The sequence below is a fragment of the Luteirhabdus pelagi genome, from assembly GCF_016827595.1.
Classification (GTDB): Bacteria; Bacteroidota; Bacteroidia; order Flavobacteriales; family Flavobacteriaceae; genus Luteirhabdus; species Luteirhabdus pelagi.
Map to the genome: position 1 here is coordinate 177803 of NZ_JAECMS010000004.1, position 13487 is coordinate 191289.

Genomic DNA, 13487 nt, shown 5'->3' on the forward strand with positions numbered 1-13487 from the left:
GTGGGCCGGGCTTTCCTGCCTGCCGGCAGGCAGGCGGCAGTCGCTTTACCGCTCTCGCGGTAAGAGCTTCGACAAATGCCTCAATCCCTAACGCATTTAGTCGTTCGTACGAATAGGTACGCCGTTATACAATTTTCCATCGGCAGAAAGGATATACTGTTCGTCGGCGCGTAATCCCGACAATACCTCTACCCTATCGCCATATTCGCGCCCCAATCGCAGCCATCGCAACAACGCGGTTCCGCTCTTGCTTACGGTATACACACCGCTAAGCTGACCATTAGTTACAATCGCTTCCTTCGGAATCAGGATGGCAGCCGTATTCGATTCGGTCTTTTCAACCGGAAATTGAACAGTAGCATACATACCCGACTTCACCATATCATCACCATTCTCCAATTGAACCGTCACTAAATATTGTCCGCCAGTATTTTTGGCTGAAGAACTTACCTCCGTTACTACAGCATTATAGGTTTTCCCGATAGACGTGATATTCACCTTCACCTTCATATCGTTTTTGATACTATTGATACTACTTTCAGGGACAGCGGCAGTGACTTCAAACATGCCCGGACCTTCCAACGCAACGAGCGGTTTGCCGGGATTTGCCATATCGCCTTCATCGATAAAGACATTGGTTACCACACCCGAAAAGGGTGCTCGAAGATTCGCATAGGCAAATTGCGACTCCACTTCATTCTTCATTTCCTTCGCAGCCTCCAATCGTGCCTTTGCCATTTCGAACTGGGCCGTCATATCGTCCAATTCCTTTTGGGAAGCACTGTTTTCCTCATATAAATTCTGAAAACGGGTATAGTCCTTCTCCGCATTTCGGAAAGCAGCCTGGGCTTCCGTAATCGAAGCGTTTACCTGCGCTCGTTTGGCCGAAAGATCGGCGTTATTGATACTGATCAATAATTCACCTTTAGTAACCTTGTCTCCTACCTTCACGGGAACCCGATTTACAAAGCCCATCATTCGGGTGCTGAGCGAAGCACTGTTTGCGGCTTCCACGGTACCACTGGCGGTTACAAATGGTGTCTGATTATCGGCAGAAACCGTCGCTACCGTTACCGTGACCGGAGCTTCAGGGTTTTGTTGCTCGGGTTTTTTCGAATCACCACAACCAAATAGCAAAAAGGCCATGAGAAAGAGTAGATAGATATGTTTTATAGTCATGATTATTGGGTTCGTGTTAAAAATTGTAGGTATGCCAAGGCGTAATTATGCTGGTAGACCGTTTGGTAATAGGCTAATTGTTTTTGGGAAACTTGCGTTTCGGCCCTCAGCAAATCGGTGGTTTTCTCCAAGCCTTCCTCAAACCGGTTTTTCCGAATACGTAGGGCTTCTTTCGATTGGGCCACTGCTTTTTCTGCGAGTTGCAGATTGTTCTTGGCATCCTGATACATGCGTTTCGCCTTTTTCAGTTCCAAATTGCTCTTCGCTTTATATTGCTCCAGTTCGAACTGGGATTTTTGCCATTCGGCCTTGCTTTTCTTTGTCGCTCCAAACCGCTTGCTTCCTTGGAACAGATCCCAACTAAGCGAGGCACCGACCACATAGCCATTGGCGTCGGCCTGAAAGATTTCATCGTCATAAAGTTCGTAGCTTCCAAAAGCGTTCAACCGTGGTAGAAAGGTCATTTTGTCGGCCGTATACTTCTGACGGTAAGCTTCAGTAGCTTCCTCCATCGCCTGTACGTCGGCTCTGTTTTCAGATAATGTCGTTACTACTTCAACCGTTTTGGCAACGGTCAAGGAATCGGACGGTTGTAGCAGTCCTTCAGAATCTTCATTCATCAATAAAAACAGATAATCGGAAGCGTTGGCCACGCCACTTTCGGCATATTGCAATTGGTTTCGGACGTCGTTCACTCGTACTTCCACGGCTAACACATCTGACTGTTGCAAGTATCCTTGCTCATAACTATTATTGGCCAACCGAAGGTTCTCTTCAGCAGCTTTCAAAGTCGTTTCCAGCACACTGACATTCTTATAGGCCAACTGCAATTGCATATAGGCTTTGGCCACTTCAAGTTCTAAGTATTGGGATGTACGTTGCGTCTGAAATTGGGCAGCGTTCCACTTCGCCTTGGCAGCTTTTCGTTGAAAAATGCCATCCATATTCACCAGTGGTTGCTGTACCTCAATCCTCGTCGCAAAATTGTCGATGCGATCGGGATCGTTTAACAAGGCAGGATTGAAATCGGCTTGGGTCAAGACTTCTTGATTCAACTTAGAACCAAAAGCCATCAACGGATTAGTAGTAGTGATACCGGTGTGCGAAGCGGTAATATTCGGCAAAAAAACAGCATTGGTCTGTTGATAATCGCCCTGCGCCATCGTGCTCTCGGCAGCGGCAATCCGTAACTGCAGGTTTTGTTCCGATACTTTTTCGAGCACTTCGCCTTGCGAAATCGGTATTACTTCCTGAGCCGAAACCGACACCGAGACCAATAAAAAGAGTATCCAAAGAATGCGGTAGTTCATACTTCCATCAATTTTGAAGCAAAAATACGATTCCCAATGACTACCGTTCAGTAACCTTTGTTACCCTTTTCGTTCGAAGATGAATTTTTAATGCGAATGACCGCCTCCATCTCCCTGAATCAAGGCAAAAGCCCCGTCAATTAAGATAGGTGTTTCTTCAGTGGTGGTCACGTCTTCAGAAAGTATCGCCAAGTACCCCTCATGGTTTTCTCCTGTCGCTACCTGTTTTTGCTCGAAGATATAATCGCCATTTTCAGCACGCTTCTTCAATTGTAAAACATATCGATGTCCTTCGAAAGAGACAATCGCATCTTCGGGAAGCGATGGATTTTCTTCACTTCCAACCATGATAGAAGCCTCCACAAACATACCCGCGGTAAAAGTAGTGCCCTCTTCGTTGGTGGGATGTCCGTGCACCATCACCGTTCTGCTCTGTGGGTCGATAGACGTACCGACCAAATGCACTTCGGCCTTATAGCGATCGCTTGAGGCCTCTGGAATGGTAAAGGTTATTTTTTGATCTTTCTTCAGCTTCATAATATCCTTCTCAAAAACTTTCAATTCTAAGTGAATGTGATCGGTATTCATGATTTCCATGATCTTGTCGGAAGGAGAAACATAACTTCCGGTACTGATAAAAAGCTGGGTGACATTTCCATCGATCGGACTGTAAATTCCGACTTGCGAAGTGATATTTCCGTCTTCAACGGCAGTTGGATTAATGTTCAACAATTGAAGGTTTTTCTTCAAACTATTATAGCGCGCCAAAGCTGCCTTATATTCGCTTTCCGATTTTAGAAAGCTCTTTTGTGAGGTAATATTTTCTTCTATCAATTGCTGCTGGCGTTCGTATTCTGTTTTTAAATACGTGAGCTGTTCTGCGGTTTCTAGATACTCACGCTGCATGGTTACGAATTCAGGGTTTTCCAAGGTGACCAATCGTTGGCCTTTCCGAACCCTATCACCAATCAATAACGGGGTATTTTTCACATACCCACCTGCAAAGGCGCTGATTACAGCTCTGCTTTGGGGCGGTACATCGATGACGCCATTGGTGGTGACCGTTTCTGCAAAGGAGCGTGTTTCAAGTTGCCCCAACTTCATATCGGCATTCATGAATTGCGCCTCTGTGACGCGAATGATATTTGTTTCCTCTTCGGAACTTTCAACGGGTTCCTTGGAAGTGTTGGTTTTCGAATCCGTACACTGAATACTGCTAAAAGCAGCTGTTAGGGCAAGTAATAAAATATATCGGGTTTTCATAAGATTATAGATTAGTCGTTAGATAATTGATGGCAATGATGGTCTGGTTATAGCGATTGAGGTTTTCCAAATACTGAAGTTGAATGTCATAAGCATTTTCCAAACTCTGTATGTATTGAAAGAAATCGATTTCCCCACTTTTATAGCTCTTGGTAGCGGTATTCAAAATGGCTTCCGATAGTGCTTCTCCCTCGGTTTCATAATAGGAAAGCGTCGCTTCGTATTGCTCCAACTCCTGAAGCAGGTTTTGATATTTTGTTTTTAAGTGAATTTCGGCGTCTGCCTTTAGCTGCCGACTTACATCAATGGCGATTCGTGAGGCCTTTATTCGCGACGAATTTCCACTAAAAAGCAATGGAATCTTGATGCCAAACTGATAGGCGACCAACCTATCGTTTAGGGTCGGATTACTACCTACCGCATACATCAAACTCAAATCGGGCAAGAGTTGCTGTTGCTCTACATTCCGAAGCGATTGGGTATAGCTCTGCTGGGTATCATAAAACTGAAGCAATGGATGTTCCGATACGTTCTGTAATCGAATTTCTAAACGCTCCATGGGTTCACGCTTCACGTATATGCTATCTTCGGATTGTACTATTTTCTTAAGATTATTGTACGCCATCTGTTTCGTGTTAGATGCCTTTTTAAACCGAACTTCAATATCCTGTTGTTTCGCCTGAGCGGTAATTTTTTCCAAATAATTGGTCGCGCCCAATTCAAATCTTCTTTTAGCGGCATAGGCGAAGCGTTCGTATAAACTATCCAAGGTTGTGAGTACTTCTATTCGCTCTCGTTCGTACTGTAACTGATAATATGCCGAAGCCACGGCAGCTTGGGTTTCCAATTGAACCACATCCACTCTTCGTTGTTGAAGGGTATACTGCAGCCGGTTGCGCTTTCGTTGCGCAAAGTATACCGTCGGAAACTTAAAATCCTGTTGGGCACCCAGCATTCGAAGCGGTTCACCGTTCGGAGCGATATCGTTTTCATTATAACTGTAGAACAGCTGTGTTTTATCGAAGGTGAAGGCACTTCCAATTAAAGCTTCGGTTTCTTCCATTCGCAATTCAGAGGCCTTTAGATTAGCATTGTTTTCCAACGCCAATTGTTGAAGGTCGGCGAGGTTTTTAGGCTCCTCCTGCGCCATGCCGATACCGCTGGAAAGTAGTATCAATAATACTACCACTCCTTTCGCTGATCGCTTTGGCATGTTACGCATATCCTTATCGAATAATGAGAATAACACTGGCAATACGATAAGGGTTAACAAGGTTGCGGTTATGAGTCCCCCAATGACCACCGTGGCCAATGGCCGTTGCACCTCTGCTCCAGCATTGGTCGATACTGCCATTGGTAAAAACCCTAAAGCAGCTGCCATAGCCGTTAGCAATACGGCTCGCAAACGGTCCTTGGCTCCCGTAATAATAAGGTCGTGAGCGCTTTTAAACGATTCGTTTTTCAATTCCTTAAAATGTTCGATGAGTACAATTCCATTTAAAACAGCAACGCCAAATAAGGCAATAAAACCTACCCCAGCAGAAATACTAAATGGCATGTCGCGCGACCACAACAATAATATTCCGCCCACGGCAGCCAATGGGATTGCCGAATAAATCATCAAGGCTTCCCGTACCGATTTAAAGGCGAAGTACAGCAGGAAGAAAATCAGAATTAATGCTACTGGAACGGCAAACAGTAATCTGGATTTCGCGCTTTGAAGGTTTTCAAATTGTCCGCCGTATTCTACAGTATATCCAACTGGCAAATCGATGTTTTCTTCCACTAGCAACCGAACATCATCTACCACCGATTGTAAATCGCGATCGCGTACATTAATTCCTACCACAATTCGTCTTTTGGTATCATCGCGGGAAATCTGTGCGGCTCCTTCGGTGTATGAAATATCGGCTAATTCTCGTAACGGGACCTTTCCTCCATTTGGTAGATCCACATACATATCTTGAAGGTTCGAAAGGTTTCGGCGACTATTTTTATCGAGTCGCAATACCAAATCGAAACGCTTTTCACCTTCAAAAACACTTCCAAGCGATTGCCCAGCAAACCCCATGGAAATCATTTGGTTCAAGTCGGCAATATTGAGACCATATCTCGCAATCTTTGCTCGATTGAAAGAAACGCTCATCTGAGGCAAGCCCACTACCTTTTCAACAGTAATATCTGCAGCGCCCTTAACATCCTCTACCAAGATTTTTATTTCGTTTGCCTTGGCATTGAGTACGTCCAAGTCTTCACCAAAAATCTTAATAGCGATATCGGCTCTTACACCCGTAATCAGCTCGTTAAATCGCATTTCGATCGGTTGTGTAAATTCGACTTCCATCCCCGGAATTACCGCCAACGCTTCCTTAAATTGATTGGCCAATTCATCTTTGCTATCGGCAGAGACCCATTCATCCTTGGGTTTTAGGGTAATGATTACATCACTTTGCTCCATCGACATGGGATCGGTGGGAACTTCGGCGGCGCCGATTCGACTTACAACTTGATCGACTTCCGGGAATTCTTTCAGCAAAATCTGTTCGATTTGCGTGGTAGTTTCAATCGTTTTTTCGAGGGAGGTTCCGGTTTTCAATACGGGTTGAATTACGAAATCGCCTTCATCCAAGGTCGGAACAAATTCACCACCCATATTTACAAAAAGTACTATGGCAAACGCCAACAATACAGCTGCGGCACCAATAACAAGTCGCTTGCTCTGTAAGGCCCACCGTATTATAGGCTCATACAGTTTGGTAAGTCCCGTTACAATCCGTTTTGAAATATTATTCTTGGAGGTTTTCGAGGGCTTCAAAAACAAGCTTGCCGCCATGGGAACGTAGGTTAGACAGAGCAGCATAGCACCAATTAGTGCGAAGCTAAAGGTGAGTGCCATCGGACGAAACATCTTTCCCTCCACGCCACTAAGCGAAAGAATCGGGATAAAGACGATAAGGATAATCAGCTGACCAAAAATGGCAGAGTTCATCATTTTGGAAGCCCCGGAAATGGCAAGCATATCCTTTTCATCGCGGCGTTTTTTGGCATTCAAATTCTGAAAAAAAGTAGCTTTTGAAGTCATCTGAAAGGCGATGAATTCGACTATAATTACCGCCCCATCGATGATGATCCCGAAGTCGATGGCACCAAGGCTCATTAAGTTCGCATCGATATCGAAGACGTACATCATCGTTAATGCGAAAAGAAGTGACAATGGAATGACCGAGGCTACGACTAGACCTGAACGCAAATTTCCCAAGAGCAATACCACTACGAAGATAACGATGAGGCATCCTAGGATTAGGTTTTCCGCAATTGTGAAGGTTGTCCTTCCGACCAGTTCACTACGATCGACTATAGGATTGATAAAAACACCTTCTGGTAGGCTACCCGAAATTTGAGCAACACGTTCTTTCACCGCATCGATAACTTTTTTAGAGTTCCCATCCTTCAGCATCATAACCTGACCGAGGACTTTTTCACCTTCACCATTACCTGTAATAGCACCAAAGCGTGTCGCACTTCCAAATTGTACTGTAGCGATATTCTTTATGTAGATTGGGAAGCCATTTTCGGTTTTCACCACGATATTTCGGATATCATCCAAGGAAGCTACCAATCCTTCCCCCCGAATAAAGTAGGCTTGATTTTTCTTTTCGATATAGCCGCCACCCGAAACGCTGTTGTTTTTTTCCAAGGCTTCAAATACTTGCCCAGCAGAAATATTCATAGCATTTAATTTTGCTGTATTGATGGCCACTTCATATTGCTTCAAATAGCCACCCCAAGTATTCACCTCAACTACGCCTGGAATACCGGAGAGCTGTCTACGAACGATCCAATCCTGAATCGTGCGTAATTCCATAATCGTGTAGCGATCCTCATAGCCCGGTTTCACATCGAGGATGTATTGATAAATTTCACCCAAACCAGTGGTAATCGGTCCCATCTGCGGAGTCCCGAAGCCTTCCGGAATATTTTCGCTAGCTGATTTTATTTTTTCTGAAATAAGCTGACGCGGAAGATACGTTCCGAGTTCTTCATCGAAAACAATGGTAACCACGGAAAGGCCAAATTTTGAAACAGAGCGGATTTCCTTTACGCCCGGGAGGTTTGCCATTTCCAACTCTACGGGATAGGTGATGAATTTCTCCATATCCTGGGTGGAAAGGTTTCTGGATGTTGTAATCACCTGAACCTGATTGTTGGTCACATCCGGTACAGCACCGATGGACAATTTGGTCAGTGAAAAGATACCTACACCAATTAGGATGAGGGTGAAGAGCCCTATAATAAGTTTGTTTTTTACGCTGAAGCGTATAAGTTTTGAAAGCATAATGATAAGATTGAAGTTGAAAAACATGCTTTACATCAAAATTGAATTTTGAAATAAAGGATGCACGACTACCCCAAGCAGTAATACGCTATTAGCATTACCGTTGAAGTTAAAGGATCATTATGCCTGTTTAGGGGGTTGAAAGATATCCGATCTTTCGAGGGAAGCGTATAAATCGAAATAGTAGAAAGAAGTTTTTTCCTCAGAGGATACTACTTTCTTTTCTGGAAGTGAAACAAAGGCCAAACTAGTATGTTCGACCACTAAATGATGACAGCCAGCATGTTGAAAGGGAAGTTCTTCGTGTTCTTGTTCTCGATTGTTCTCGTTATGCGTATGATCGGCCTTCAGGTCGCCATAGTGTTTGGCAAGAAAATCGGAGAAATTATCACCATAGGTCTCATTGTGATATCGAGCATGCTCCACCAAATCGCCAATACGCACTACATCGGCCACTCCTAAGCCAAGGCTTTGGGAAAGCACTAGAAATGAAAACAATATGGCTGCTATGGATTTCATTTGGAGATAAAATTACACAATTTTTAAATAATAGTTGAGAGGCAATGCTCCTAAAATTTATAGAACCCCAACCGATTAAGTTGGGGTTATGACCTTATAGTGACTTCTTTGCCAGGTAGAAGTCTACTCTTTCAACAGTATCGTCCTTCAATCGATCCTCCATTTCTGAAAGCGTTTTTGGCGGTGGTACGATAACCTTATCGCCTTTCTTCCAGTCGAGTGGCATGGCCACACTATATTTATCGGAAGTTTGAAGTGCTTCGAGGGCCCGAAGAATTTCATCCATGTTTCGCCCTACATTCAGTGGGTAGTACATAATAAGACGGATTTTCTTTTTCGGATCGATAAAGAACACCGCTCGTACTGCTGCTGTCTCACTTTCGTTAGGTTGTAGCATGCCGTACAACTTAGACACTTTCATATCTAAATCAGCAATAATCGGGAAGTCGAAATACACCCCTGTATTGTTTTTGACATTATTGACCCATCCCAAATGCGCATGTATACTGTCGATGCTAAGACCCAATAATTCGGTATTCAACGTATCAAACTCCGCCTTACGAGTGGCAAAGCCGCTCATTTCGGTGGTACATACAGGCGTAAAATCGGCAGGATGCGAGAAGAGTACGATCCATTTATCTTGGGCATATTCCGACAAAGTAATATCGCCCTTCGTTGTCTTTGCCGTAAAATCGGGAGCTTGGTCACCTATCCGCGGCATGTAGTTGATTGTTTCTTGTGGTTGTTCCATAACAGTTTTCATTTTAGATAGTAAAAGTACGACGCGCAATTCTTGAAATCAGTAACCTCTGTTACAGAAGAAAATGGTTGTGGATAATTCAATTTCAATGCTTTAAGTGAATTTCAACCCAAAAAACAAACCGTACACCGATTCACTAAAAAAATAGTGTGGTTCACTAAAAACATACTTCATAACCTACTGAACTACTATACTTTCGAAGCATAAGGTGATACTTTTTTTGACCCAAACTTACCGCTTAACCTACTTCCCTGCTAGCTCAACATATGAAACCACGTACTTATGAAGACAAAATTACTTATCATCTTGGCCAGCTTATTTTTCGCGGTCAGTCATGCCCAAGTAGGGATTAACAATACAGCGCCACAATCCTCTTTGGATATTACGGCCACTGATGTTGCAAATCCATCGAATACGGATGGGATTTTGATTCCGCGGGTGGACAATTTCCCAGCCACCGATCCTGGTGCCTCTCAGGACGGGATGATGGTCTTTGCTACTGGAAATGGCACGCCTACCAAAGGATTTTATTACTGGGATAATACTAGCTCTAGCTGGTTAGCGATGGCCGGAAGCAGCGATATCGATTGGTATGTTGCCAATTCTACAGTTGCGCCTTCGTCTATTACCGATAATATGGTAACACAGGGGAATGTTACGATTGGAAATTCCAACGTAGGAGGATCTGCAAAGCTAAATGTCGATTCGAACGATGCTACTTTAAATGGCATTCAAGTAACAAATTCTGGTTCCGCTGCTGGAAGTAAAACTGGAATTGAAGTAACCAATGCAGGTGTAACGGGTACAAGTTCACAACGGTATTATGGTGTCGAAACCATACTAAGCTCTCCAGATCCCATGACACAAACTGGTTATCGTGCCAGTTTCAACAATATGTCTTCTGGATCTTTTTACCATGGGGTATTTGTAAATTATCCCCCCGGTGGATCCTTAGGTATTCAAAGAGGGATTTCAAACTATATGGGGGGTGGTGAAACTGGTCAGGGTGTTTATAATATTTTTCCTGGAGCTTTTACATATTCAGGCTTAACCTATGGCGTATACAATGCTCTTCAAAGCAATGGAAACGGAAGGAAATATGGTGTGTATAATACTATTTCAGGTTCTGGATCAGGGCAAAAGTATGGTACTTACACAAACATAAACGCATCGAGTGGCGGTATTCATTACGGCGTTCTATTGGATGTTCAAAAACCAAATAGTTACGCGGCATACTTTATCGGACGGACCTCATTTGGTACCGATCCAATTTCAAACCGCTATCTAATGCCTGCCGCGGACGGTACGGCCGGACAGGTAATCGGCACCGATGGTGCTGGAAATCTTTCCTTTGTCAATGCCGCTGCCGATACCGACGATCAAACCCTTTCTATTTCTGGTCACGATCTAACCATCGCAGATGGAAACACTGTTACGCTTCCCGACAACGATACCACCTATAGCGGCGCCGACTTTGCGCTTAGTAACCAAACGCTTGCTCCCGGAGAAGTTGTGATTGGAATTGCCGCTGATGGAACCCTTATCAGTACGACCATTTCCGATACCGACGACCAAAACTTGACCCTCTCCGGAACAACACTTTCTATCGAAGATGGAAACAGTGTAAACCTATCTTCTATTCAGGATGGAACCGGAACAGATGACCAAAACCTTACACTTTCAGGAACTACGCTTTCCATAGAGGATGGTAATAGCATCAACCTGGCATCTATCGATACCGATACCGACGATCAGACCATCGATACGTTTAGCTTCAATACAGGAACAGGCGTCTTGACTTTGGAAATTGAAGATGATGGTGTGGCTGCTCAAACCGTGAATCTTTCATCCCTCCAGGATGGTACAGGTACAGATGACCAGAATCTTACGCTTACGGGCAATACACTTTCAATTGAAGACGGAAATAGTGTAAATCTTTCTTCCATCGATACCGATACCGACGACCAAACCTTAAGCTTATCCGGAAATACACTCTCTATTGTGGATGGAAACAGCGTAAACCTTTCATCCATTAATACCGACAATCAAACTATCGATACTTTCAACTTTAACTCAGGAACAGGAGTGCTGACGTTAGAAATTGAAGATGATGGTGTCGCTGCTCAAACCGTTAACCTTTCCTCGCTTCAGGATGGCACGGGAACGGACGACCAGAACTTAAACCTCTCGGGAACCACGCTTTCCATAGAGAATGGGAACAGTATCAACCTGGCTTCTATCGATACCGATACCGATGACCAAACGTTGAGCCTTTCTGGGAATACACTTTCTATCGCCGATGGGAATAGCGTAAACCTCGCTTCACTTAACACCGATGATCAGACCATACTTTTAACAGGAACTACGCTTTCCATAGAAGATGGAAACAGCGTAAACCTCGCTTCACTCGATACCGACGACCAGACTATCGATACGTTTAGCTTCAATGCGGGAACGGGTGACTTGACCTTGGAAATCGAAGCTGATGGCGTTGCGCCTCAAACCGTAAACTTATCAGCCTTAGATAGCGATGATACTACGGCTAGTAACGGTTTAACGGAATCTGGTAATGATATTCGCCTAGGAGGAACGTTAACGCAGACAACAACCTTGACCCAAAACAACTTTAACCTTAACATGAACTCTACCGGCACTGGAAGAGTTAACATTAACCAATCGGGTTCTGCCGACCGTGGATTGAATATTACCAAAACAGATAATTCTGGGAATCGAACCTATGGAATGTACATCGATAAAACCGGAAGTGGCAGTGGAAATGCCTACGCCATCTATAATCTAGTAAACGGCTCTGGTACTGGTCAGAAATATGGGACCTTCAACGATATTAACTCATCGGCTAATGGCAGTCAGTATGGTACACGAAACTGGTTACACGGCAATGGTTCTGCGCAGATGATAGCGACTTTAAACAATTTAGATAATGGTTCCTCTGGTAATCAATACGGAGTGTACAACGGGATGCGTTCGACGGCTTCGTCACAGCAACGCGGTGTTCATAATGAATTCAATACTGCCGTGAATGCTACAGAACTAACAGGTGTTCGCAACCAGATCTCCAACGGGACCGCTTCGGGAGGAATTCAAGGGTTTTATAATTACTTCAGCAATAATGCCAACAGCACTATGTACGGTATTAGAACAGAATTTGATAATGGCACATCTGGTTCTGGAAATAAGTACGGCACGTACAATCTGATTTCCTCAGGAGCCGGCGGAACGCACTACGGAACGTACAACAATGTATCGACAAGCAATGGATGGGCTGGTTATTTCGTAGGGCGCAATTATATCTCTGGAAGATTAAGTGTTGGAGAAGAGAATAATGCCGCTGCCAAAGTAAATGTTAGTACCAATAGCTCTGGCGGGTCATTTGTTCATCTAGAGCTCGAAGAAACGGGGTCTAACGATGGCAGTAGATTGACTTTTACCAATGCTCTCGAAACAGCAAGTAATTGGACTATTTATGGTCGCGCCGATGATACTGCAGCCGATGCTCGATTGAATTTTTTCCGTACAGGAACAGGAAACATCATGCAAGTTTTTGGTGACGGGCAAGTACAGGTGAATGGTCAGTTTAGCGTGAACCTAGCCAATCCTACTTATGCCATTCAGCTTCCAAATAGCGCTACAATAGGAACGGGACGCGGACGTGCAAATGCTTGGACGACCTACAGTGACGGACGTCTGAAGTCTGATCAAAAGATTATTTCATCAGGATTGGCCACGATAATGAAGATACAGCCTAAATCGTATTTCCATCACAATTCGACATTCGAAAATAATGCCTTGATCATTTCTGATGAAGGTGAAACTACCGTTGGTTTTATTGCTCAGGAATTATTTGAAGTCCTTCCCGAGGCCGTTCAAAAACCTGCCGATGAGAATTCCGCGCTATGGTCTGTGGACTATAATAAAGTGGTACCCGTAGCGGTGAAAGCCATTCAGGAGTTGGACGAAAAAGTCGAAGCACTAACGGAAGAAAACAAACGGTTAAAACAACAATTATCGCAATATGAAGCATTGGAAGCTCGCCTTTCCGCATTAGAAGCGAAGGATTCACCGGAAACGAGTTCCGCAGACTTGTTGGCTGAAAATTAAT

7 protein-coding genes are annotated in these 13487 nt (G+C 44.1%); 1 reads left to right on the forward strand and 6 read right to left on the reverse strand.

What is annotated here, in order from left to right; all coding sequences use genetic code 11:
- Positions 1-96: 96 nt before the first annotated feature.
- From I4Q58_RS11720 to I4Q58_RS11745, 6 genes are all read right to left on the reverse strand, one after another.
- On the reverse strand, positions 97-1179 hold the full coding sequence (locus I4Q58_RS11720; protein ID WP_203296073.1) for an efflux RND transporter periplasmic adaptor subunit: 1083 nt from the start codon (positions 1177-1179) through the stop codon (positions 97-99).
- A gap of 2 nt (positions 1180-1181) precedes the next feature.
- Entirely contained in the window at positions 1182-2489 is a 1308-nt protein-coding gene (locus tag I4Q58_RS11725; RefSeq protein WP_203296074.1) for a TolC family protein, read from the reverse strand.
- Between the two features lie 87 nt (positions 2490-2576).
- Positions 2577-3752: an efflux RND transporter periplasmic adaptor subunit gene (locus I4Q58_RS11730; protein WP_203296075.1), complete on the reverse strand. Its 1176-nt coding sequence runs from the start codon at positions 3750-3752 to the stop codon at positions 2577-2579.
- 4 nt (positions 3753-3756) lie between these two features.
- Positions 3757-8088: a CusA/CzcA family heavy metal efflux RND transporter gene (locus I4Q58_RS11735; RefSeq protein ID WP_203296076.1), complete on the reverse strand. Its 4332-nt coding sequence runs from the start codon at positions 8086-8088 to the stop codon at positions 3757-3759.
- 120 nt (positions 8089-8208) lie between these two features.
- On the reverse strand, positions 8209-8607 hold the full coding sequence (locus I4Q58_RS11740) for a hypothetical protein (RefSeq protein ID WP_203296077.1): 399 nt from the start codon (positions 8605-8607) through the stop codon (positions 8209-8211).
- Between the two features lie 94 nt (positions 8608-8701).
- The gene (locus I4Q58_RS11745; protein ID WP_394369337.1) at positions 8702-9358 is read right to left on the reverse strand and encodes a peroxiredoxin; all 657 of its coding nucleotides are present in this window, start codon (positions 9356-9358) and stop codon (positions 8702-8704) included.
- Positions 9359-9649: 291 nt separating this feature from the next.
- Here I4Q58_RS11745 and I4Q58_RS11750 point away from each other — a divergent pair, with 291 nt between their 5' ends.
- The gene (locus I4Q58_RS11750; RefSeq protein ID WP_203296079.1) at positions 9650-13486 is read left to right on the forward strand and encodes a tail fiber domain-containing protein; all 3837 of its coding nucleotides are present in this window, start codon (positions 9650-9652) and stop codon (positions 13484-13486) included.
- Position 13487: the final 1 nt, after the last annotated feature.